The sequence below is a fragment of the Marinobacter sp. EhC06 genome (genome assembly GCF_001650915.1).
In the GTDB taxonomy this organism is placed as follows: Bacteria; Pseudomonadota; Gammaproteobacteria; order Pseudomonadales; family Oleiphilaceae; genus Marinobacter.
Window position 1 is genome coordinate 1 of the sequence record NZ_LXYO01000001.1, and the last position, 23822, is coordinate 23822.

The 23822-nt window shown below is 57.7% G+C and carries 21 protein-coding genes; 9 read left to right on the forward strand and 12 right to left on the reverse strand.

All coding sequences use genetic code 11. The features are described 5' to 3' along the window. The 3 genes from A8B84_RS00005 to A8B84_RS00015 form a co-directional block, all read left to right on the forward strand. A partial coding sequence (locus A8B84_RS00005; RefSeq protein ID WP_138118288.1) for an HAD-IC family P-type ATPase occupies nt 1–740 on the forward strand: 740 nt, incomplete at its 5' end. Between the two features lie 37 nt (nt 741–777). Next, nucleotides 778–1038, forward strand: coding sequence for a cbb3-type cytochrome oxidase assembly protein CcoS (gene ccoS, locus A8B84_RS00010; RefSeq protein ID WP_064228984.1), 261 nt, complete (start codon nt 778–780; stop codon nt 1036–1038). Next, nucleotides 1035–1724, forward strand: coding sequence for a sulfite exporter TauE/SafE family protein (locus tag A8B84_RS00015; RefSeq protein WP_064228983.1), 690 nt, complete (start codon nt 1035–1037; stop codon nt 1722–1724). Before ccoS ends, A8B84_RS00015 begins: the two co-directional genes overlap by 4 nt. A gap of 4 nt (nt 1725–1728) precedes the next feature. Here A8B84_RS00015 and ttcA read toward each other — a convergent pair whose 3' ends face one another. Further along, nucleotides 1729–2643: a tRNA 2-thiocytidine(32) synthetase TtcA gene (gene ttcA, locus A8B84_RS00020; RefSeq protein WP_064228982.1), complete on the reverse strand. Its 915-nt coding sequence runs from the start codon at nt 2641–2643 to the stop codon at nt 1729–1731. 72 nt (nt 2644–2715) lie between these two features. Here ttcA and A8B84_RS00025 point away from each other — a divergent pair, with 72 nt between their 5' ends. Genes A8B84_RS00025 through A8B84_RS00035 form a run of 3 tightly spaced genes read left to right on the forward strand, consistent with a single transcriptional unit; the run spans nt 2716 to nt 5131 of the window. After that, nucleotides 2716–3360, forward strand: coding sequence for a TetR/AcrR family transcriptional regulator (locus A8B84_RS00025; RefSeq protein ID WP_064228981.1), 645 nt, complete (start codon nt 2716–2718; stop codon nt 3358–3360). A 28-nt stretch (nt 3361–3388) separates the two neighbouring features. Beyond that, a complete protein-coding gene (locus tag A8B84_RS00030; RefSeq protein WP_064229021.1) occupies nt 3389–4054 on the forward strand; it encodes a DNA-J related domain-containing protein in 666 nt (221 codons plus the stop codon). Between the two features lie 45 nt (nt 4055–4099). Beyond that, the gene (locus A8B84_RS00035) at nt 4100–5131 is read left to right on the forward strand and encodes a polysaccharide deacetylase family protein (RefSeq protein ID WP_064228980.1); all 1032 of its coding nucleotides are present in this window, start codon (nt 4100–4102) and stop codon (nt 5129–5131) included. Nucleotides 5132–5135: 4 nt separating this feature from the next. Here the strand turns inward: A8B84_RS00035 and A8B84_RS00040 are convergent, their stop codons facing one another. From A8B84_RS00040 to A8B84_RS00055, 4 genes are all read right to left on the reverse strand, one after another. Then, nucleotides 5136–6110, reverse strand: a complete 975-nt coding sequence (locus A8B84_RS00040) for a MalM family protein (protein ID WP_227512770.1) — start codon at nt 6108–6110, stop codon at nt 5136–5138. Between the two features lie 117 nt (nt 6111–6227). Beyond that, on the reverse strand, nt 6228–7853 hold the full coding sequence (locus A8B84_RS00045; protein WP_064228979.1) for an OmpP1/FadL family transporter: 1626 nt from the start codon (nt 7851–7853) through the stop codon (nt 6228–6230). 38 nt (nt 7854–7891) lie between these two features. After that, entirely contained in the window at nt 7892–8902 is a 1011-nt protein-coding gene (locus A8B84_RS00050) for a hypothetical protein (RefSeq protein WP_064228978.1), read from the reverse strand. A gap of 54 nt (nt 8903–8956) precedes the next feature. Next, nucleotides 8957–9757 (reverse strand): C39 family peptidase, encoded by an 801-nt coding sequence (locus tag A8B84_RS00055; protein WP_064228977.1) that lies wholly within the window; start codon nt 9755–9757, stop codon nt 8957–8959. A gap of 249 nt (nt 9758–10006) precedes the next feature. Between A8B84_RS00055 and malT the strand changes: the two genes are divergently transcribed. Further along, nucleotides 10007–12763, forward strand: a complete 2757-nt coding sequence (gene malT, locus A8B84_RS00060; protein WP_064228976.1) for an HTH-type transcriptional regulator MalT — start codon at nt 10007–10009, stop codon at nt 12761–12763. Here malT and A8B84_RS00065 read toward each other — a convergent pair. From A8B84_RS00065 to A8B84_RS00095, 7 genes are all read right to left on the reverse strand, one after another. Beyond that, on the reverse strand, nt 12760–14241 hold the full coding sequence (locus A8B84_RS00065; RefSeq protein WP_064228975.1) for an SLC13 family permease: 1482 nt from the start codon (nt 14239–14241) through the stop codon (nt 12760–12762). The two genes, malT and A8B84_RS00065, sit on opposite strands and share 4 nt — an antisense overlap. A 51-nt stretch (nt 14242–14292) precedes the next feature. Beyond that, nucleotides 14293–14898, reverse strand: a complete 606-nt coding sequence (locus A8B84_RS00070) for a DUF2238 domain-containing protein (protein WP_064228974.1) — start codon at nt 14896–14898, stop codon at nt 14293–14295. A 20-nt stretch (nt 14899–14918) separates the two neighbouring features. Beyond that, the gene (locus tag A8B84_RS00075) at nt 14919–16667 is read right to left on the reverse strand and encodes an N-acyl-D-amino-acid deacylase family protein (protein WP_064228973.1); all 1749 of its coding nucleotides are present in this window, start codon (nt 16665–16667) and stop codon (nt 14919–14921) included. 98 nt (nt 16668–16765) lie between these two features. Further along, the gene (locus A8B84_RS00080) at nt 16766–17971 is read right to left on the reverse strand and encodes an efflux RND transporter periplasmic adaptor subunit (protein WP_064228972.1); all 1206 of its coding nucleotides are present in this window, start codon (nt 17969–17971) and stop codon (nt 16766–16768) included. Between the two features lie 32 nt (nt 17972–18003). Next, nucleotides 18004–20385, reverse strand: a complete 2382-nt coding sequence (locus tag A8B84_RS00085) for an ABC transporter permease (protein WP_064228971.1) — start codon at nt 20383–20385, stop codon at nt 18004–18006. 20 nt (nt 20386–20405) lie between these two features. Further along, on the reverse strand, nt 20406–21137 hold the full coding sequence (locus A8B84_RS00090; RefSeq protein ID WP_064228970.1) for an ABC transporter ATP-binding protein: 732 nt from the start codon (nt 21135–21137) through the stop codon (nt 20406–20408). Nucleotides 21138–21144: 7 nt separating this feature from the next. After that, nucleotides 21145–21465: a TraR/DksA family transcriptional regulator gene (locus tag A8B84_RS00095; protein ID WP_064228969.1), complete on the reverse strand. Its 321-nt coding sequence runs from the start codon at nt 21463–21465 to the stop codon at nt 21145–21147. 143 nt (nt 21466–21608) lie between these two features. Here A8B84_RS00095 and A8B84_RS00100 point away from each other — a divergent pair, with 143 nt between their 5' ends. After that, nucleotides 21609–21941 carry a phasin family protein gene (locus A8B84_RS00100; protein WP_064228968.1) on the forward strand — a complete coding sequence of 111 codons (333 nt, stop codon included), beginning with the start codon at nt 21609–21611 and terminating at the stop codon, nt 21939–21941. Between the two features lie 9 nt (nt 21942–21950). Then, a complete protein-coding gene (locus A8B84_RS00105; RefSeq protein WP_064228967.1) occupies nt 21951–23753 on the forward strand; it encodes a PHA/PHB synthase family protein in 1803 nt (600 codons plus the stop codon). The last annotated feature ends 69 nt before the right edge of the window (nt 23754–23822 follow it).

Here is a 23822-nt window from a genome sequence, read left to right on the forward strand (position 1 = left end):
GGGGACTTTCGGGGCAGTTTGGGGGCATGCGACTTTTTATCGGTCACCGGGGGTTTGTAGAGAAGCACACCTCTGCGCCGGCCCCACAGGTAGAACATCATCAGGGAATGGAGATCTGGCTTGCCTCAGACCACGAATGGCTGGCCGGCTTCAGGCTCGACGACCAACCCAGGGACGACGCCCGAGCGGCCATCAAGTCTCTTCAGGAAGCTGGCATTCGCACTGTACTGCTGAGCGGGGACCGCTCCGGGCATGTTGAGCAGGTGGCTGGCATCCTGGGCATTGATGAAGCGATCGGACAGGCCTCTCCGGAAGAAAAACTGGCAGTGCTGCAGAAGTTGGAATCCGAAGGCCGGCATATCATGATGGTTGGCGACGGGCTGAACGATCTGCCCTCCATGGCCGGTGCCGGAATCTCGGTTGCCATGGGCACAGCCGCAGACCTGACACAACTGAAGGCCGATGCGGTTTTGTTGAACGGCCAGCTACTGCAACTGGTCGAGGCCCTGAAAGCAAGCCGTCAGACACGGCGCATCATCAGGCAGAATCTCTGGTGGGCACTTGCCTACAATGTCTGCGCGTTGCCCCTCGCGGCGGCAGGCATGGTGCCCCCCTGGCTGGCAGCGATTGGCATGTCCCTCAGTTCCCTTGTGGTTGTGTTAAACGCGCTGAGACTCGGCAAGGCACCGCCTCAACCGAGTCAGCACAATCCGGCGGTTGGCGCCCAGGCCCTGTCCTGATACCGTAGCCTTATACTCATTTCTGCGAGGTTTCACCGTGCAAATCGTAATGTTCCTGGTACCGGTGATGCTCATCCTGGTGGCCCTGGGCATCGTTCTGTTTTCGTGGGCGGTCAAGAACGGTCAGTACGACGATCTCGAAGGCCCTGCCCATCGGATACTCTACGATGATGACAAGGACATGATCCCGGACGACGCTCGCACCGATAAACCGGCTGCAGAGGAACAAACCTCGGAGCAGACAGCTGATGTCAGCAAGACCGCCACTCCGGATGAGGATAAGTCCCAGCAAGGATGAATCCGGAACTCTACCTCAGTTACCCGAGTGCCTTCCTGATCGGACTGCTCGGCAGCACACACTGCCTTGGCATGTGCGGCGGCATCAGCGCTTCCCTCTCCATGGCCTTGCCGGTGGGCCGGGGGTTCCGTTTCCGGCAAACGGTAATGCTTCTGGCCTTCAACTTCGGGCGCATCGGGAGCTATGTGCTGATCGCCACACTGGTTGCGCTGGCCAGTACTTCGGCCGCCAGCCAATGGGCGGCTGCGGGCCTTGTGCTTCGGACCCTGGCGGGGATTCTGCTGATCTTTATGGGGTTGTCCATGGGACAGTGGTGGCAAGGGATTCGCTACGTGGAGCGGATCGGTGCTCCAGTCTGGGCACGCCTTTCACCCCTGACCCGTCGCTTCCTGCCCGTGAATCACGGCGGACAGGCACTTGCGCTTGGTGCGCTCTGGGGCTGGCTGCCCTGCGGGTTGGTTTACAGCACATTGGGTTGGGCGGCATTGCAGCCAACGGTGGGCTCTGCCGCCCTCACCATGCTGTTTTTCGGGCTTGGCACCCTGCCCTCCATGCTGGCCACAGGGTTCGCGGCCAACTGGATCCGCGGCTTGCAGAGCCACCAGTTGTTCCGGAAAGTCACTGGCGGCCTGCTTATCCTGTTCGGCCTCTGGACACTGCCTTTCCTGCATCTCGCCGGACACTAACCGGCTAGATATTCAGTACATCCAGACGCCCGAAGTCCGTTTGTGCCTCAGGTTCCGCCGTCTGAACGGCCTGGCGCTTGCCCCCGAGGCGCTTGCCTTCCTTGAAATCGAAGAGATTGGTATCCGCCAGGTGCGAGGGTTCCACATTGCACATGGCGCGGAACATGGTCTCCAGCCGACCGGGGTGCTGTTTATCCCAGGTCTGGAACATGTCCTTGATCACCTGGCGCTGAAGATTCTCCTGGGAACCACACAGATTGCACGGGATGATGGGGAACTCCCGAAGACCCGCATAACGGGCTATATCTTTTTCCCGGCTGTACGCCAGCGGCCGGATAACCGTGTTGCGGCCATCGTCACTGTGCAAAACCGGAGGCATGGACTTCAGCTTGCCTCCGTAGAACATATTCAGGAAAAGGGTTTCCAGCAGATCGTCCCGATGATGGCCCAGGGCTATCTTGGTAACCCCGTGCTCCTCCGCAAAATTATAGAGAATTCCGCGGCGTAGCCGGCTACACAGACCGCAGGTAGTCTTCCCTTCAGGGACTTTTTCCTTAACAATACTGTAGGTGTCCTTCTCGATGATGTGATACTCGATGCCCATGGAGGACAGATATTCGGGCAATACCTCCTCCGGAAAGCCGGGTTGCTTCTGGTCAAGGTTGACGGCAATCAGCTCGAACGAAACCGGGGCGCTCTTCTGCAGGTTGAGCAGAATATCGAGCATGGCGTAGGAGTCTTTGCCACCGCTGAGGCAGCACATGACTTTGTCGCCGGCTTCAATCATCGAGAAATCGGCAATCGCCTGCCCGACTTCGCGGCGCAGACGTTTCTGCAGCTTGTTCAACTCCAGTTTCTGGCGGCGCTCCCGCTCTGGGTTGAGGGACTGTTCGGAACTGGCGATCATTGCTTCGGACATACCAACTACGTTCATAAGGCAAGTGGACGTGGGATTATACGCGTCACATGGATTCAGGGACAGGATACCGACATGGATATGTTGCAATCGAGTGAAGAGGTCGCGGGCAAACGGGAACAAAACCGGATCCGGAACCGCAGGGCGATCCTGCATGCCGCCCGGGAGTGCTTTCGAGAACGGGGGTACGAAAACTCGACCATCCGCGACATCGTACGCCGTACGGGCCTTGCCGCCGGCACTTTCTACAATTATTTTTCCAGCAAACAAGATATCTTTGCCGCCCTGCTCACCGACTTCCTGACCAACCTGAACGACAATCTCACCCGCCATCGGCGCTCGGCAAATACCACCGAGGATTTCATCCACTATGCCTATCTGGCCCTTTTCACCGCGACCGCCAGGGATCCACTGGTTTATGAGCTGGCGCATCGCAATGATCGTGCGCTTCGGGAACTGTTCGGTTCGGATATTCTCGGTTTGACCATGCTATCCCTGGAGGACGATGTCCGCGAGGCGATGGAGCGAGGACTGCTTCCCCGGATCGATCACGAATACCTGTGTGCCGCTTTTTTCGGCGTCGCCTACGAGACCAGCCTGACTCTCGCAAGACGCGCCCACAGCAACCCGGAGTCGGCGGATACTGAAGCGTTGACCGCAACCCGGTTTTCGAGCGCTCTGTTCATGGGCGGCCTTCCCGGGCTGGCTGCACTTCCCTGATAGCCGGGAGTGGCCTACCATGGGCTCTATGACAGACAGCCATTCCCCGATAAATGCCTCTTATCCCGGAGCAGAGAATGAAGATGACTGCCTGGAGCAGCAGATTCAGCACCTGCTGGTAGCCGTTGAGCACGAACTCAGGTCGGCACCGGCAGGCATGAACGAATTATCGCTGATCAAGGCGCTTCAGAAACCGCCATGGGAACTGCTTGGAGACGTTGTTTTCAGCGAACCGGAAAAGCTCTACCCGGTTCATTTTCTGTTGTTCCATGTACTTTACCGTCTCCGGGACCAGTTGTCCGAGGCCGGCGAGAGCCTCACGATTTCGCCTCTCAACGTACGTATCGAAGCGCAGACTGTGGTCAGTGGCGAGGGGGTGCCCGACAGTGTCGACGCACTTCGCCATTTCTATCTGGACCTCTCTCAGTACCGCCTGCCAGAGGAAGCTATTCAGCAGATGATGAATGATTTCTGGGCAGGTGCCCCTGGCCAGGCACCTGCCCAGTCCGAAACAAGGGAAGCAGCGGAAGCATTGGGCTTCAAGTCTGTTCCCACGGACTTTCCAACGGTCAAAAAGCGTTTCCGCCGGGCAGTGATGCACGCCCACCCTGACCGCGGCGGCAAGACCGAAACCATTCAGCATCTCAATCAGGCCTTCGCGGTACTGAAAGCCCATTTCCGCCATAGCATCTGACCGGTCTGTTCGAGCTGGCCGGAGAACAGAAACACAGGAGACGATATGCCCTTCAAAGTATTCCTGAAATTTTCCGTGACCGTCGCTGTTATGGCGACGGCCATCTCAGCCCGCGCGGACCTGGTTGTCCTGCAGTATCATCATGTCAGTGATTCAACACCGCCTGCCACCAGCACATCTGTGTCTCTGTTTGAAGGGCAACTGGATATGATCTCGGATCTGCAGCTGGAAGTTGTAGATCTGCAGAAAGGCACCGAAACAACACTGGCTGGCACCGATGGACAAGGTAGTCGCATCGCTATTTCCTTCGATGACGCCTACGACTCCGTCTACCATACGGCGGCGCCGCTGCTGGCCGACAAGGCCTATCCCTACACGATTTTTGTAAACACCGAAGCGGTTGGCCGAAACGGCTACATGACCTGGGATCAGATTCGGGAGTTGGCCGAACGTCCGGGCGTAACGATAGCAAATCACAGCGCGGACCATGGGCACCTGGCCCGGAAGCCAAAGGAAAGCGAAAGTGACTGGCAGGCCCGGGTTACCAACAGCCTTGATTCGGCCCAGAAGGCCCTCGCCCGGGAGCTGGACGCGCCGGCGCCCATGTTCGCCTATCCTTACGGAGAATTTGACGAAGCACTGGAGCGAGAAGTTGCCGAGCGCGGCTGGTATGGTTTTGGCCAGCAATCCGGCGCCATTGGCCAACAAACCGAGAAAACCCGATTGCCTCGCTTTCCAATGGCGAACGCCTATGGCCAACTTGGGAGCCTTGAAAACAAACTACGCAGCAAAGCTTTCCCTGTTGATACCGGCAGACTTCCAGACGGCGTGATCTCGGAGAATCCGCCCACCCTGGTGTTCCCGCTCGCTGATCCCATTGATCCTGACCGGCTGACGTGCTTTGCCTCCGGCCAGGGACGTATCGACTTTAACGTGATTGACGGCAACGTGGAGGTGCAGGCACCAGAAACCTTCAACAGCCGACGATTCCGCTACAACTGCACCCACCCTGCAGGCGACGGCAGCTTCTACTGGCTGTCCCAGCAGTGGCTGGATCTAAGCAAACCTGAGGACTGAGACCTCATTTCTCGACCTGCATCAGGCCAATTTCACCGCGCCTGATGTGAGGGATTTTCCGGGGGCCATCGCCGGTTTCCATAACCGTCTGGCCCTCCAGATCCTGCTGCCGGGTAAACAGGACCAGCCAACGCTCCCCCTGGCGCGGAAACGCGGGAACCCATGCTTCCAGGTAGCCTCGCCGGTGCCAGTTCTCCGGGGTGAAATCCATAACCAGGTCTGTTACCAGCCTTAACGGTGCCATCGTCTCATCCAGAAACACCAGGGAGGGCAAGAACACGCCGTCTTTGGCATAGGAGCGCAGGCGTATAACCAGACTGGCGTGCTTATCCGCATCCGGGAGCTCAACCAGTTGATAGGGGCTGGTTCCCGTGAGAAACGGATGGGTTACTGAACCGTCCGACAGAGTGACTCCAAACTCTCGTCCCGATTGCCACTCTTGCCGACTGGCGGCATCCATGGAATCGCAACAGGTGGCTGAAAACCGGGTAAAGAAGTCATCGGTTGGGGCCTCGATGCCGAGGATGGCGAAGGCGTCCGGGTCATAACCCTCTACCGGAGTCTGGTCTGCTCCATCGGGCCCCGCATGGTAAACGCTGGCTTCGGTGATCTGTACAGGGGGCGCAACCAGCCCTTTCTCAAGGTCAGAGCGGGTATCCGGCCGGTAATAGCTGACCCGTACATTACCTTCGGCGTCGCGCCAGGTGAAATAGGGCTGCCGCTCTCCGGGCCGAACGTAACCATTTTTTTCAAGCTCCCCGGCATCCGGGTAGTTTTCAAGTGTGTACTCAGTTTCCTCTCGCAGCTCTGACTCAGGGTCAGCCAAATTATCTGACTGCGCTGGTTCCACCGCAGCCCCCGGGTCACCCTGCTCTTGAGCGTCCTTGTCAGACTCCTTGTTCCCGGTTTCGGCGATGGGGGAATACCGCACCCTTCCCTGCTCGTCTACCCAGGTAAAATAGCCTTCCCGTTCCGACACCGTGGATCCACCAATCTGACAGCCTCCGAGAAGTGCTGCCAGAGAAAGGCACAAGGCTGATTTCCGTACAGAGCCGTTTATCACTGCGAATGACTACCCTTCGGTTATTGGCACCACTCAGAACTTGGTCCGGAAACTGAGACCTGCCATGACAACCCTCAGCGATGTCTTGATATCAAGGCCCGCATAAGGGTTGTAGATAATATTGGTGATGTTGTCGCAGTTTACGTTACAGCTGGTGTCCGCGGGAATCGACTCTATCGAGTGAAGATAGCTGAGGTTCATGTCAATTTCGGTGTCCTTGTCCCACTGGTACCCCATGCCGATGCTGTAAAGGTTTGCGCCACCGAAAGGTGCCATTACCTGTCGCTGATCATCCGGGATAACGGAATCCCGGATTTCCACACCGGCACGCAGGTCTAAACGGGAAGACGCATGAAACTCCATACCAAACGCCCAGTTCCACTGGCTCTTGAACCCCAGGGGCAGCCTCAGGGTATTCGGTGTGGCATTGTCCGGTGAAAGGATCCGGGCCGCATTGAGAAACTCCAGGTTGCGGTCAAACCGGAAAACGAAGGCATCCCACTGTTTGTAATCGGTCCAGCCAATGTCGGCGTTGAGGGTCAGTTTCGGGTGCACGTCAACACTGATGCCGGTCTGGAAATGCTGGGGGTACACCAAATCCATACTGACATTACCGGATTCCTTTGGCGCACCGGATGGCAGACTCAGGATCGCCGAGGTGATAGCACCCAGAACGGATCCGTTGACGCTCTGCCAGAAGCCTGACCAGTCTTCGGTGTACTGGATCTCGAAGGTGCCCTTCATGTTCATTTCGGCTTCCGAGGTGTAGCTTGCACCCCAGCTGAACCAGTCCGTCGGCTCCCACATCACACCTAGAGCATAGGTGGGGGACAAGGTTTCCTGGACATTGATGTTCAGGGCGCCAATGTCATCCCAGGGGCCGACGTTACCACCACAAAGCGCCAACCAGGGCTGAAGGGGCTCATCGCCACTCTCACAGTTGAAGGCGTCCTGCAGAACTTCAGCAACCCCCAGCAGCAGGTTGGGCGCGCGCATATACTGGTCCGCCGCGATGCCCATATGAGACAGGTGGATGCCTGCTCCTACGGACCAGTCATCGTTGATCTCGTAACCGACCGTCGGTGAAAGATAGGTGGTGCGCTGCAGCGCCGTGGCCTGGGGCTGGTAACGGCCTGGATCGTCCTTGTCGCGGTAAAAACCGGCCGCCAACGGCAGGTAAAAAGCATTACCGAAGGTCAGCTTGGAGCCAGGCGGATTGATGCTGATCCCCGCTGAAGGCGCAAGGGCCGGCCCGGGCGGCGCACGCAGAATACCGTATCCTGGCAAATACAGAGCCACATTGTTGGTGTGACTGTGGGTATTGGCAACCGGGTCCCGCTGCTTCCCCGTCTGAGGATCAATCTCCAGCCCGTCAATGCCGAAGATCTCATAGCCTTCCGGTGCGGTGAAGTCCGCGTCAATGTCCAGATAGACGCTCATCAGGTTCACTTCCAGCTGACGCCCGTCCAGTTTGGTCAGGCCAGCAGGATTGTAGTGAATCGCCATGATCCCAGGCGGATCGGCGGTCACGGCGTTACCGAGAGCCAATGCCTTGGGATGAATGGTTAAATTCTGCGCCAGCTGGGCCTGTGCGCCACAGGAGATGGTCGTGGCGATCAGGGCCGCGAGAATCTGACGGTTGTGGCTTTTCTGTCCCATGAAGTCCTTCCCTTCCCGTAGATCGTCAACGACACCAATCACTCTTTAAGACCGGAGAAGTTAATGGGCAGGGAGACCCCCAGGGAGAAGTCCGGCGCATCCTCGGTCAGGCCAATACCCAGGCTGGTGTTGACGATGGTGGTGTCGCTGACACGGGTACCCAGTGACATGCTCAGAAAACCCGTCATCTGGTCCTGGGCAACGGCCTGATCGCCATTGGAGAAGGTCAGAATGGTTTCATCGCTGTAGCTGAGCTGGGCCGAGATGCTCAGTGAAATATCGTAGGAAAGCGAGTAGGCAAAGCCAGCGGAACCGGACAACCCGAAACCGGGGTCCACTTCGGTCAGCAAACGTGCCCCCCGAACCTGCTGAAGGTCTTCAGCTGGCAGGTTGTAGGTGGCACTCACTGAACCAAACACCACCACCGGATCCAGAACCTTCGAAAGACTCGCCCCACCCCCGATAGAGTAATAGCCGCTGCCAGTGGACAGCTGCTCATTGATGTCTATCTCGTAGGGGCTGACGCCGGTCTTGGTGGACAGGGTTCCGAACAGAGTGGTCGACATCTTGCCCGGAACGTAGGCAAATGGCTGCCAGCGTCCGGTGAAGGAGATATCGCCAAAATCATAAACGTTGAGCTCGTCCTGGGTATCGTATTTAACCACCAGCGGAATACGGGTACCCACCGTCAGGTTATCCAACAGGCCATAATCGTAGGAAAAGGAATTGGTAAAGCTGTGAGTTGCCGACGGCACGACGTCCAGGTTTCTCACTGAACCATTGGTGATGGCCAGGTCCAGTCGCTGGTCCGCAGTGTAGGAATAGTCGAACGAATAATTCAGGGAGTGGGAGCCTTTCTTCTGCAAAGAATAGTTCTTCTCTGCAGCCTGGAACACTTCTTCAAGCTGTTGTGAAGCGTCCTCGTCTCCCTCCTGTTTGGCCAGCGCTTCCCGCGCCTGGTCCACACTCCCTTCCTGCGCCAGGGCCATGCCCGGAAGCAGACCTGCCGTGGAAACAAGGATAAAACCTCGCACAAACCAACGATTCATCCTGACTCCCTTATTTTATTTGTAGTGTTCCTGACCCGGGGATTGCCCGGCGAATTAGTTACGACGGTAGTGCAACTGCTTTCGGGTGTTTTCTACACTGCCGTCGGGATTGTTTTTCTGGCGTTCCAGCAGATTCTGGATCCGCCTCTGGGTGGACTCGTGAAACGCCGGTATCCGTTCCAGCGCCAGAAGGGTCATTGTCTGGTCATCCACGAAGCGAAGGTCCTCCTCCTTCAGCTCGAGGTTGTCCAGTGGCTTGTCACTGCCTGGAAAGACAATGAAGAGCACGTTGTCGTCCCATTTCTCCTCGAACTGGGCGAGGGTAAAGGAGATATTGCCGACCGACGGGTCTGCCAGGTAGGCGCGCCCGTCCCGGATCGTCCGTAACACCACGAAATGCTTGAAGCCCGCGTGATGGATCGGCACGATTGCCGGGTGATCAAGGTCCTTGAGGTCATCAATGGTGGCCCGGAAGCCACCTGACGGGTAACCGAGTGCCGTCACCAGTCGCTTCATGTCGAGCATGGAAAAAGCGCGGCGCTCAACAATGCGCTCGCTTTCGCCGTAATGGAGCAACCCCTCCATGACCTGTCGTTCTGACAAAGTCCGGCCCAGGTAGAAATTCAGCACGGTGGTCAGCGCTGCGCTTCCGCAGCTGTAGTCATAGGCCTGACGCACGATATTCCGGAATTTCTGCTCAACCAGCGGCTCGACCCTGACGTCGGACCGTAGCTCTATCGGGCTCGAATCCACATCCTGCTCGATGACGATCTGGCCCTTCTCAAAAGGCTCCACCACGGTCGCTTCCTGCACCATGGTGAATGTAAGAATGGATCCAGCGAGCACCAGCAGCATGTCAGACGAAGTCCCTGTTTTTATTGGCCACGTTATTAATCGGGTTACATGTTGTTACGGTAAGATACCGAAAAGCCTGCGCCCTTAAAGATAACTGTGCCTCAAATCTGTCGCTGCAGGAGGGGCCTTGCGGGGCGGATTTGAGAACTGGTTCAAGACGCTGACCGAGAAGGCCTCGGGAGTTGACGGAACGGCACAAAGCCGGTATCAACACCAGTCCAGACACTTAATTTCCTGATGTAGATCCTGATGACAACAACACTGAATCCGGGACAGATCACCTTTATCACTGCCAAGAACCAGAGCCCGGTGTCACCCCCCGCGCTGCTGCCAAGAGAGAAGTTCAACGATGTGCTGCATGGCCTCGAGCCGGTGAGTCTGCTTCTGGTTCATGCACCGGCCGGCTATGGCAAAACCACCACCATTGCCGAGCGACTGGCAAGTCTCGAGGCCCGTTCGGCCTGGTTCCGTCTGGAAACCAGTGATAACGCACCGGGCCGCTTTGCCGGATACCTGGCCAATGCACTGGCCAGAGCTACCGAGGGGAGCTGCCAACCGGTACTGGAACGACTTCAGACAGAAGGCTATGACAGCCTCGAATCCTTTCTGACAGATCTGCTCGCCGGTCTGCCCCAGGATGATGAGCCGCTCTATCTGGTACTTGATGACTATCACCTGATCACCAACGGCGAAATCCACGAGGCGCTGCGCTTCCTTCTACGGCATCTTCCTGGGTACCTGACTCTGGTTCTCATCAGCCGCACCATGCCGCCTGTGGGGGTAGCCCAGCTCCGGATGCAGGGGCGTCTGACCGAAATCACCAGCCGGGACCTTGGTTTTGAAGCGGACGAAGCCCAGCAGTATCTCCAGAGCCGGCTGCCGTTCGAGATTGCGAGAGAGGATATTGAGCGGGCTGTCCGAAGGGTTGAAGGCTGGATTTCTGCCCTGCAGCTGCTTTCCGCTTCATCTGCAACCAGTGTCGAATTCACCGAGTTTGTCGATCAGTTGGAACACGGAAACCAGAATATCTTCGATTACTTTGATGAGCTGGTGGGAAACGACCTGAGCGAACAGCAGCGGCGGTTTCTCATGCGTACCAGCATTCTCGACCGATTCAATGCGGGAATGGTGATGCGTGTTATGGACGATACCGACGGCCAGGCGCTGCTCAGTAGCCTACTGTCCATGGGGCTATTCATAACGCCCGTGGATAATTCCGCGCTCTGGTTCCGGTACCACCCTCTGTTCTCGGTGTATCTGCGTCATCTCCTGACTTGTACTACCCGTGAGAACCAGAGAGACCTGAATCAACGGGCCGCCGATGCCTGGCTTGAGCTGGACCATGCCGAAGAGGCTGCCAAACATGCCATTGCCGCAGAAGATCCCGAGCGAATCACCCGCGTACTGACCATCCACGGACGAAAATTCTTTACCGAGGGTCAGTTTCATCTGTTGCAGCGCTGCCTCGATACGCTGCCCCAGGAAATCATTGCGGAAGATCCCACTCTGACGCTGCTCAGGGCATGGGTTGCCCAGGGCCAGTACAAGTTTGATGAAGTGGAAAACTGGTTATCAGCGGCGGAAGCCCGTTTGCAGGCATCCATGAACGAGGACACTCAGCGGGCCGTTCATGGCGAGTTCAGCGCCATCCGCGCCCAGGTAGCCATGAATTATGGTGACGGCGACCGCGCCCTGACGCTTGCCCGGGAAGCCATCGAACAGGAAGCGCGTTACCTGCCCACATCCCGGGTGGCCGCGGCCTCGGTTATTGGTGAAGCGCTGTTTGTGCGCGGAGAACTCGAGGAAGCCCTGGCTCGCATGCAGGACACCGAGCATCTTGCCCGGGCCCATCAGGCCCACCAGAACGTTATTTGGGCGCTCTGCCAGCAAAGCGAAATCAGTGTCGCCATGGGGCTCCTGCAAAAGGCCTACAACATTCAGGATCGCGCTTTCCAATACGCGGAAGAAAACCAACTGAACCATCTGCCGATCCTGGAATTCCTGTTTCGCATCCGCAGCCAGATCATGTGGGAGTGGCACCACCTGGAAAGTGCCGAGCGTTGCGCGCTTCAGGGCATCGAAATTCTTGAGGCGCAGGGGGAGCGCTGGTACGTGCAGAGCTACACGTCCCTGGCCAAGGTCGCCCAGGCCCGGGGCCGGCAGAGCCTGTGTGCGGACTACATTGCCAAGATCCAGAAAATGCTGGCGGCCGAAGACTACCACCTCGACTGGGTGGCCAACGCCCAGGCCACCATGCTGTCGTACTGGGATGCCGTTCGGGATCATGACTCAATCCAGCGCTGGCTCACGATTGCACCACTCTGTGAGCCCGCAAAGGCCACTAACCATTTTAATCAGTGCAATGGCCGCAACCAGGCCCGGGCATTAATCAGCCTGGGCCAGTACGAACTGGCCCGACCGCTCTTGGAAGAACTGACCGCGGTAGCGCGGGAATTTGGCCTGAAAACAGATCTGAATCGCAACCACATTGCCCTCGCCTACCTCTACTGGCAACTGGATGAGCGCGAACAGGCTCTCGATCATATGAAAACGGCACTGGAACTGGCGAGTACCACCGGTGCTGTCGGCAGCTTCCTTCGGTTGGGCAAGGAACTGATTGTTCTGCTCAAGGCGCTGATAAACGACGAAGCTATTGAAGGCATGGAACTTCAGCGGGCGGAGCGTCTGATTCAGCTGGCCCAGCAACAACGGGACTTCAGCCGCGCCATCCGGATCTCGCTGGATGAGGCCATCATTCAGGACATCATCGACCGGCCGGACGTGCCGGAACTGATCCGGACCTCCCCCCTCACCCGCAGGGAGTGGCAGATCCTCAGTCTGATACACGCTGGTCTTTCCAATGACCAGATTGCCGAGCACCTGAAAGTGGCCTCGACAACGGTCAAGACCCATATCCGCAGCCTTTATCAAAAACAGAACATCAGCCATCGTTCAGAGGCCATCGAATTGGCCAAAGATCTGCTGAGCAAGATTCAGGGCGATTAGCCAACCCCTGACTGCATGGAGAAAACCACGCCAAGAAGCAGATAACTAATCAGTGTCACCACGACAATGCCCATCAGATTGAGAGCAAACCCGGCTCTGATCATGTCACTGATCTGCATATGACCACTGGAGAACACGATGGCATTGGGTGGCGTAGCCACCGGCATCATGAAGGCACAGCTGGCCGCAATGGCGGCAGGCACGGTCAACAGTAGCGGTGACACCCCCTGACTCAGGGCCAACGCCCCCAGCAACGGCAGAAACGCCGCCGCCGTCGCGGTATTGCTGGTAACTTCCGTCAGGAAGATGATGATGCCCGCCACCAGAACAATCATGACAAGGGTTGGCAGGGCGCCGGCCACGCCAAGGCTTTGGGCGATCCATTCTGCCAGACCGGAACTGCTGATCACGCCGGCCATGGCCAGCCCTCCGCCGAACAGTAGCAGCACACCCCAGGGAATGCCCTTCGCGGTCTCCCAGTCGAGCACGAATTCGCGGGTACGGGTATTAACGGGCATGAGGAACATGGCAATAGCCGCTGCAATGGCAATGCCGGTGTCGCTCAACCAGGGCATGAGATTCTCGGATAGCAGCGGTCTGAATATCCAGGCGGCGGCGGTGATCAGGAACACCAGGGCAACCAGCTTTTCGCCCTTGCCCAGCGGCCCCAATGCGTCAAGCTCCTCCCGTATGGCCTTGCCACCGTCGCCGGAGCTGCCCAGCCCGAAGTCACGCCGGGTCAGCCACCACCAGGCCAGCGCCAGCATGACAACCGTTACCGGAACCCCCAGCAACATCCATTGAGCAAAGCCCACAGAAATACCCTGGTTTTCGCTCAGGTAGGCCGCCAGCAAGGCATTTGGCGGTGTGCCGATAAGTGTGGCAATACCACCGATACTGGCGGAATAGGCGATAGCCAGAAGTAGTGCTGTGGCGTAACGCCGAATGCCCTCGGGATTGTCATTGCTGTCCATCATCGCCACCACCGACAGACCAATCGGCAGCATCATAATCGCTGTTGCGGTATTGCTGACCCACATGCTCAAAAAGGCGGTTGCCAACATGAACCCGGCAATCTGCCGTCGGGGTTTACTGCCAACGGCCCTCAGCGTCATCAGGGCGATCCGGCGATGCAGGTTCCATCGCTGCATCGCAAGCCCGAGGGTGAAGCCACCCAGGAACAGGAAAATGATCGGATTGGCAAAGGGCTCGGTAGCCTCAGCAACCGTGCCAAGCCCGAGGGCGGGAACCAGCACGATTGGCAGCAAGGCAGTGGCGGGAATCGGAATAGCTTCAGTAGACCACCAGGTAGCCATGAGCAGCATCAACCCCAGCGCCGCCCAGGCTTCCGGGGCCATGGTTTCCGGAGGTGGGAGTATGGTGGTTGCCAGCAGAAATGCTGCCCCGAGGATCAGTCCGATGACCTGGCTGCGGGGCAGCCCCTCGGCCTGGTTGTCAGCTTTGAGCTCTTCGGACATACGGTTCTAATCCACCATTCGGACATTCAACATCAGCAGGCGAGCGAAACGTCAGAGCGCCTGAAGCTGGCGATCATGAACTCGCCCGAGCAGGATCAGGGCCAGAATGGCGCCGGACAAGGCCCAGGCCATATCCGACTGGGTATCCCAGACGTAGCCCTGTGTGCCCAGAAAGGCCTCGGCGGCTTCGTCACTTAGCAAGGCCACCCACCATTCAATCAACTCGTAAAAGGCGCTTACCGCCAGACAGAAACAGACGATGAAAAACGCCGCCCAGCGGCGACTGGAGAACACGTCGAAGCGAATGACCACTTCCCTGGCGACCATTGCCGGTATAAACCCCTGTGCCAGGTGGCCCAGCTTGTCGTAATTATTGCGCTCCCAATCAAACCAGTCCCGAAACCAGTCGAACAAAGGCACTTCCGCATAGGTATAGTGCCCGCCAACCATCAAGATGATGGCATGCACCAGAACCAAAACATAAACCAGCGGCGTGAGTGGATAACGGAAGAAACACCAGACAACCGCTGCGAAACCAACGGCGGCAGGCAGCACCTCAAGAACCCAGGTGGCCCGGTCCGTGGGCCCGATGGCAGACCAGACAAAGACTGCAAGAAAGACCACCACCCAGACTGCGGGTGCAAATCGCTGGTTCATAGGTTTCCTTTTGTCCGTGATTATCCAGACGCCCCGGCGCGCAGGAAGTGTCCGTATCCAGATTCCCTGCCCAATGCAGCTTCCACCTCACCATCCGTTACCGCAGATTGGCCATTGATCAGCACGTCTCTGACACAGCCAGGGACCCGGTTAACCATTCTTTCCAGTCCGAAGTTTTCCATCTCGGCCCACTCAACCTGCTCCAGATCCTGATCAAGGCCACGGGGGTCAAGTACCGCTATATCGGCCCGGTCCCCCACTCTGATATGACCCGCATCAACTCCAAGCCACTCTGCCTGTTCGCCGGTCAGCCGGTGTACAGCGCGTTCCAGCGACATGACCGGCTCACCCTCGCCATGGCTTTCGTGAACCAGCTTCAGAAACCTTAGAGGCAGATTGTAGAAGGCCATATTCCGGATGTGCGCCCCGGCATCGGAAAAAGTGATCAGGGCACCGGGATTGGCGACCATTTTCCGGAGCCGATCCTTTCTGTGGTTGCCTACCGTGGTAAACCAGCGCAGCGAACGGCCATGGGCAACCACCATGTCGAGAAAGAAATCGACCACATGGATGCCACGGTCAGCGGCAAGCTCGGCAAAATTGCGGCCGACCACGCTTTTATCCGGGCAATCGAGAATCACGGCATCGCCGAAATCCCTCTGCCACACCCGGGGCGAAAGCTTTTCCTTGTAGAATTTCCTGAATTTCCGACGGTATTGCTCGTCCTTCAGAAGTTCGTTGCGCTCCAGTTGATCCCGTATATCCAGGGCCATTTCACCGGCACCGAATTCTTCGAACAGCACGATATCCATGCCATCGGCATAGACCGTGAACGGTGTCGGGAGCAGCTGCCAGCGAAAATTACCACCAAAGCTGTTGGCCAGCCACCCGACCAGACTCGCCATCGGTTTGACCGTGGGGTTACCCTTGAGGTCGATCATCGCAATGAGGGTTGTTTTCAGGGGCTTTCTCAACCAGCCCAGGGTCTCTTTCAGGTACTGGGTCACCTGCAACGGATTGGCCGCATTCGGTGCGCCCTGGTGCACCCGCCCGTAACGGCGCAAAAGTGCATTCAGACGGCTGACCTCCCGCCAGCGGGCGTAGGTGCTTGGCAGGCTCTTGGACCACTCCCGATCACCGTCCACCTTGTCCCATTTAAGGCACATGGTGGAAAGTCCGAGAAAACCTTCCTGCAAAGCCTCCTCCAGCAAGGCTTCCATCCGCTCCTGTTCATCGGTGGTCGGAGTCACGCTCCGGTCGGTGGCGCGATGCAGCCCCATAACGGCGGTTCTCAGATCACTGTGACCAAGAAAGCTGATGACATTGGGCCCCAGTGGATGCTGGTCCATGAACGCCACCCACTCTTTGGGTGTCTGCCAGGACTTGTACTGTTTCAGAATGGGCAGCACTTTTTCCCTCGGGACAGTTTCCACCCGGGTAAAAATATCTGAGGCGTCCTCCGGATCGGAACAGACCATACTCAGGGAACAGCTGCCGATCAGCACAGTGGTGACACCGTGACGCACAGACTCAGACAGGGAGGGCGCCACTAGCAACTCGGCATCGTAATGGGTATGGGTATCGAGAAATCCCGGCGTCACCCAGCAACCGCTGGCGTCAATTGTGCGCGTCGCAAGGCTGATGTCGGGCTGTTCATCAAATACCTTGGCAACCCGCCCATCCTTGACGCCAACATGGGCTATGCGTGAGGGGCCGCCAGTACCGTCAAAATAGCGGCCACCGATAATAAGAGTGTCGAACCGGTCCACCTTGAAAGGCTCCTTTTTGTTGTTTTCTGCCGTCAGTCTAGCCAGCGAAACGTGATATGTCCTCTCATTTCAACGGACGGGGCCGGCAATACGGGCCATTAACGAACCCTGATCTGGCTGCCATCTTCCAGCTGGCGATCCGGATGCCGGACCACACGGTCTGCCTCGCCAAGACCATCCTGAATAACCGTATGGAATCCGTTTGTACGTCCGACCGACACGTTTGTAAGCACCGCTCTGTCCTCAACAGCGCGGAATACCTGATGCTGGCCGTCACTGACAAAGATGGCAGATTCCGGCACCTGAAGAACATTGTCTGATCGCCAGAGCACAAACTCCGCATCCACCCGGTAGCCGTCTCCCAGGCTCTGCCACGCATCCGGAGGACTGGTAATGTCCGCAACGACCTGTACCCGTCTTTCCTCAACTCCAAGGGCGGACACATCCTCGAAGCCCACCGGCTCAACCCGTCGGACAACGGCATCCAGGGTGCCGCCACCCCATCCAGTGAGGCGCGCCTCAATACCGGGCCGGAGGTTCACGGCATCAAAGCTCAACACATCGACAACCACCTCAAGCGCCCCGGGGTCTCCCAGTTCCAGAATGGCTTCACCGGCCTGAATCACACCCTCACTTTTCCGGACTATGCCGAGGACTGAGCCATTCACCGGAGATCTGACCGGCACACGCTCCACTGCGCCGTCGCCATTAGCCCGAGCAGCAGACACTTCAAGGCGGGTTCTGGCCGCTGCCAGTTCATGGGCCATTACTTCCTCGTCAAAGCGGGCGGAACGCAGAATGGCCTTTGCCCTGTCCGCAGCTGCCCTCGCCTGCTGCAAACGCTCGTCGGAAACAAAATGGTCATCACTCAGAGCCTGCAGGCGGGCCAGTTCCCGAACGGCCAGATCTGCTTCCGCCTCGGCGGCTGCGACTTTCTGTCGGGTTGAATTGAGCGCCGATCGGGCCGACTGTACTTTGGCCTCCGCTTCTGCCCGGCTGCGGGCATCGAGGGTACTGGCAGGCATGGGGTCCACCTCCGTCAGCAGCTCTCCCGGAATAACCGGATCCCCCACCTCCAGCAAAACCCTGTGTAAGTAGCCGGCAACCGGGGAAGACACCACGTAACGGTCCCGCACCCGGGTTTTTCCTTCTTCCTTGATGGTGATTTCCATGGGTCCACGGGTTACCGGCGCCAGGTCCACCCAAACCGGATCGGGCCGGATCGTGATCACAACTGCAGCAATGGCAAGCAAAACAAACACGCCCCAGAACAACCATTTTCCGGCAAACCCTTTTTTCGCCATAATCTCAGTTCACTCCCTGGTTGCTTTCGCACCTATTCACGTGTTTTCAACACTGCCACCAGATCCAGCGCTTTCAGGCGCCACCAGGCAATCACCCCGGAAGCGATTGCCGATACCACCACGACCAGCGCGGACATGCCAAGGGTCTGGGTGGTTATGGTCAGGGGCACCCGGTACAGCTCGGTTTGCATGGCAGTAACAATCATGAGCGCCAGACCCTGGCCAATCAGCCAACCGAGCGGAATGCCCAGTAACAGCAATAGCGCAACCTCTCCCAACAATATATGCGCAACCTCATTATGGGTGTACCCCAGCACCCTCAGGCTAGCCAACTCCCGACCTTTCTCGGCGAGGGAAATCCGGATGGTGTTGTAGACCACCCCGAAGGCAATGATTCCGCCCATCAGGCTGTTAAAAAAGGTGAACGTCAGGAAGGTTCTCGCCAGGGTGTCATAGAAACTGTCCAGCATGGCCTGGCGGATGCTCAAGCCAAGCACCCCCGGTGTTTCACGAAGGCTGTTGTAGACTTCCGAAGCCTTGTCGGGCTCCAGGTTTATCATGGCCTGATTGATCAGGGGGCCGTCACCCAGCGCCCGGTTCAGGGCATCCAGATCCATGTAGGCACCGACCCCAAGAAACTCGCTGGTAATACCGGCGACCGGAACCATAACCGTTCGCCGGTCACCTTCGAGGAGCTCCAGCTGCAGAACATCTCCTGGCCCAACGCCCAGCTCTTCAGCCAGATAATCGGTCAATAGCAGCCCCTCCCTGGGGAGCGTGACCGGTTGCAGATCGCTGTCGATGACAAATTGCAGTCTCGCATCGGAGGGTATTCCGGTGACCGCACTTCGCCACTCCCTGTGGCCAGCAACCAGGCGGGCCGGCACAGAGCGGCGACCCTCCACGTACCGGATCCCGGCTTGCCTCTGCAAGCCGAACAACGCCGCGCTGTTAACCGGATCAATAAAGGTCGCAGCCAGATCCTGTTGCTGCACCCGTGCAAACTGCGTGTGCACCATCAGGGATACCGAATCGAACTGGAAGTTACCCACCATCACGATGGCGGTCGCCATGGCGACCCCACTCATGGATAACAGAGTCCGGACCGGGCGACGGGAAAGCTGACGCACAATCATTCGGGAGGGCTGGGAGAAGCGGATTCCCGACAGCAGCTTTTCCACTACGGTCACTCGGTACCTGGCGGGGCCTTCGGGCCTCATGGCTTCGGCGGGCGGCAGGGAGGCCGCCTGTCTGATGGCCCGCCAGGCACCGAGCCAGGCCACCGCGATGGTCAGAATACCCAGTAACAGAAGCCATAGAGGGTCGATACGGAACAACAACCCGGGGAATCGGTAGTAATCCATATAGAGCTCCCCCAGTGACCTCCCCAGCCAAAGCCCCAGGGCAAGGCCGGCCAACAAACCGATAACCGCAATCACGATGACCAGTTTGCTGTAGTGCCAGGCGATCTGGCGGTTGCTGTAGCCGAAGGCCTTGAGCACGGCAACAATATCCCGCTGGGTGCTTATCAGGCGGCCGATCACCACGTTCAGCAGAAACATGGCCACACTCATGAAAATGAGTGGAAACACCGTCGCCATGGTTTTCAGCTGATTCAGCTCGTCACTCAGGAAGCGATGAGAGAACTGATCATCCCGGCCAAAGGCTCCCGTCGCCCCATAACGGGCCAGGAGTCGGTCCAGGGCATCGACCACAGAGGCAACGGAATGCCCCGGTCTGAGTGTTAAAACCAGACTGTTGAATGCGCCCCTCATGTCCATGGCGGATTCCAGGGCCTCCCTGTTCATCCACAGCACACCATACCGCTGATAGTCCGGCAGCATGCCACCAGGCGGAATGACGTATATGAACTCCGGTGATTCAACAATGCCGGTCACAGTAAGTGCCTGGCGACGACCATTGATGATTGCCTGGAACTGATCACCCAGTTCTAACTCGTGCGCTTCGGCAAAGCTTCCGATGATCGCGACTTCCTGGCTGCGACCTGTGCCCGGAAGCCGACCCTGACGGATGAACAAGCGATTGACCTCGGGCTGGCCCTCCGGAGGAATAGACACCAATCGGGCCGACACCGGGTCCGGGAAGCCCGGCATTTCCAGTTTTGCAGCTCCCTCAACTCTCCCCTCGTACCTTGCTATGGCAGGTAATGAACCTATTTCCTTGAGGGCGTGGCGTGGCGCACGTTTAACGGGTGCAAACACATCGGCAAACTGGTGCTGATCGTAGTACTGGGCTCTGGTCGCCAGTAACGATGAATAGTTCACCAGCGACATCACACAGACACCCACGCCTCCGGCGATCACCAGCGCAATAGCCAGTACCTGGCCCCGCATCTGCCAGAGCTCGCGCCGTAGCTTGATATTCAGAACCGTGTTCAGACCTTTCGTGGCCATTTTTCTTCCATTTGGCCCCGTTACCAGGACAGCGTCCTGGGATCCTGGCGACGTTCGTTATGACGCTCACCACTGATATTGCCGTCGGAGAGCGTGATTACACGATCCCCCATGCCAGCGATGGAGGCATTATGGGTGATAATAACGGTGGTGGTGCCCGTTTCCCGGTTGGCTTTTTCCAGAGCTTCAAGAACCAGCACACCAGTGGCCGAATCCAGAGCGCCGGTCGGCTCATCGCAAAGAAGTACTTCCGGTCGTTTGGCAATGGCCCTGGCGATGGCAACCCGTTGCTGTTCACCACCGGAAAGCTGGGCGGGAAAATGGTCGATACGGCTCTTCAATCCAACCAGCTCAAGAGCTTCTTCGGGAGACATCGGATCGGATGCAATCTCGGTGACTGCCGCAACATTTTCCCGCGCCGTCAGGCTTGGAATGAGATTGTAAAACTGGAACACAAAGCCAACATGCTCACGCCGGTAACGGGTCAGTTCGCGGTCTCCGGCTGCACTGAGATCGATATCCCGATACCGGACCTCACCGGAGGATGGCACATCCAGCCCGCCAAGAATGTTCAGAAGTGTGGATTTGCCCGAGCCGGAAGCGCCCAGCATGACGACCAGTTCGCCGCCATGGAGATCCAGATCCACCCCACGGAGCGCATGAACCTGAACTTCTCCCTGATCATAGGTTTTCGTAAGGCCCCGGGTCTGGAATACCGCGGAGCCGCTCCTGGCTGCCTTTCCTGGCTCCATGGGTCAGTCAGTCTTCGGCACAGTCCACGCAAACCGTGGTGTAAGGCAGCACCTGCAAACGGCGGGGGTCGATGGCCTCGCCGCAGGATTCGCATTCGTCGCCAACACCGCTCTCTATCCGCGCAAGCGCGTGTTCAATCTGAGCGAGTTCGGCACGGGTTTCCGTTTCAAGCGAGTCGACCACCTCGTCATTCTGGGTCTGGGTAGCCTGCTCCTCGAAATCCTTGTCCAGCGCGCCACCCTCTCGATGCTGGTGAGCTTCATAACGGGAAAGCCTGGCCGTCAGGTCTGCCCTCAGTGTTTCAAGTTCGGATTTCCGGTCAGTCATGTGGCGCCTCCTGCCTTGCCTGGAAAACATGTTCCTACAGTAAAGCATAAGCTGAACCCGGGATTGATGCTTGTCAAAATTGCGTCATGCGGAGTGAGGCAGAATAGAGACCCATCAAACCTGTATGCAAAGGAGTTGTGACTATGAACACCGAGCTTTTCGAGAAAGCGACGCGACTGAATGAAACCCTGTTTGAGCAGGTAGGCAAGGCTGCCGAAATGCAGATGAACGCCTTCCGCCGCTATGCCGATGTCACCATGGAGCAGGCTAAAAAGGTGTCTGAAGTTCGTGATCTGGAGGGCCTGAAAAGCCTTACCGGTGATCAGGCGGAAACCCTGAAATCCCTGAGCGAGCAGTTCACGGCAGACTGGAAAGCCTGGCAGGATTATTTCAACGAGAGCCGGGAGCAGATTCAGAAGGTGTTCGAAAAAACGCCGGAAGAAACCACCAAAGCCAGCCCGAAAGCTGCCAAATAAGGGATAGCCATGTTCGGTCTGGATACGCTCGGGAAAGCTGTTGGTCAGCTCGTCAACGGTTTCGAAACCAACGTCCGTCAGGGGCAGCAGCAATTGGAGAAATTGCTGGGCGACGCTGGCGTCCTGGATGATGCAACGCTCTCCACGATGACGGAAATGTCCGATGCCTACCGTACGATGGCAGAGGACCTGCTACTCCACCCGCTCCGGTTCGCCGGTGCGGAACTGGATCTGGCTCGCAAACATGCCGCGTTGGGGTATTACACCCTCGCCCGGCTGGTGGGCAAGGATAATAAGCCCGTTGTCGAACCTGAGCCCGACGACCGGCGTTTCCAAGCCGAGGACTGGCACAAGCATCTGCCTTTTGATGTTCTCCACCAGGCGTACCTGATCAACTCCCGCACGTTCCTGAACTGGGTAGCCGGCATGGAGGGCATGCCCCAAGCCGGACGGGACCAGATGCTTTTTTATGCCCGGCAACTGACCAGTGCGCTGTCACCCTCTAATTTCCCTGCCACGAACCCGGAAGTGCTCCGGATTACCTGGGAACGCAAAGGGATGAACCTGATCGACGGTGGTCGCCAGCTGATCGAAGATCTGCGCCAGAACCCGTCCCTGTTCAATGTTGGAATGACCGATCGCTCCGCCTTCGAGGTAGGGCGTAACCTGGCCACCACCCCGGGCAAGGTGGTGTTCCAGAACGAACTGATGCAGTTGATCCAGTACTCGCCGACGACAGACACCGTCAACAAGCGCCCCTTGCTGATTGTTCCGCCCTGGATCAACAAGTATTACATCCTGGACCTGACCTCCAGAAACTCCTTTATCCAGTGGTTGGTTGACCAGGGACAGACCGTATTTATTATTTCCTGGCGCAATCCTGGCCCTTCCATGCGTGACAAAGGCTGGGAAGACTACATGGAACTCGGGCCACTGGCTGCCATGGATGCCGTTACCGAAGCCACCGGCGAAGAACAGATGAATCTGATCGGTTATTGCATCGGTGGCACATTGCTGGGCTCAACGCTGGCCTGGCTCAAGAAAAAAGGCCGTAATCCAGTAGCCAGTGCTACCTATCTGACTACCCTGCTGGACTTCTCGGACCCTGGCGGAATCGGTGTCTTCATCAACGATCACTCGATCCGGGGCATTGAGAAAATGCTGGAGCGCAAGGGCTACCTTGACGGTCGCGCCATGGCGTTCACCTTTAACCTGCTGCGGGAAAACGAACTGTTCTGGTCGTTCTGGACCAATAACTACCTGAAAGGCCAGAAACCGGCGGCTTTTGACCTGCTGTACTGGAACACCGATGGCACCAACCTGCCGGCCCGGATGCACAGTTTCTACCTGCGCCAGATGTACCTGAATAACCGGCTGGTGCAGCCAGACTCCCTGAGTCTGCTCGGTGAGTCCATCAATCTGTCCGAGATCGAGGTGCCCTCATTCTTCCTGTCCGCCCGACAGGATCACATCGCCAAATGGAAAACCACTTACAAGGGAGCACTGGCCCACGGTGGCGATGTCCGCTTTGTGCTGTCTGGCTCTGGCCACATCGCCGGGGTGATCAACCCGCCCTACAAGGAAAAGTACGGCTACTGGACCAATGACACACTGGTGCCGGATGCAGACACCTGGTTCGAGCAATCCGAACACCATCCCGGATCCTGGTGGCCCCACTGGCTTGAGTGGATTGCGCGTTTCTCGGACGGTGACGTACCCGCTCGTATCCCGGGCGAAGGGAAATTGCCTGCAATCGAGAACGCACCGGGTAGCTACGTCAAAGTCAAAGCTGCAGAGGCAGTTAAGCAGTAGACTTTTGGGTGGCTCGCGCTCCTGCCGGCCACCGCTTCTCGCCCCGCACCCGCCGTTGTGGCACTATTG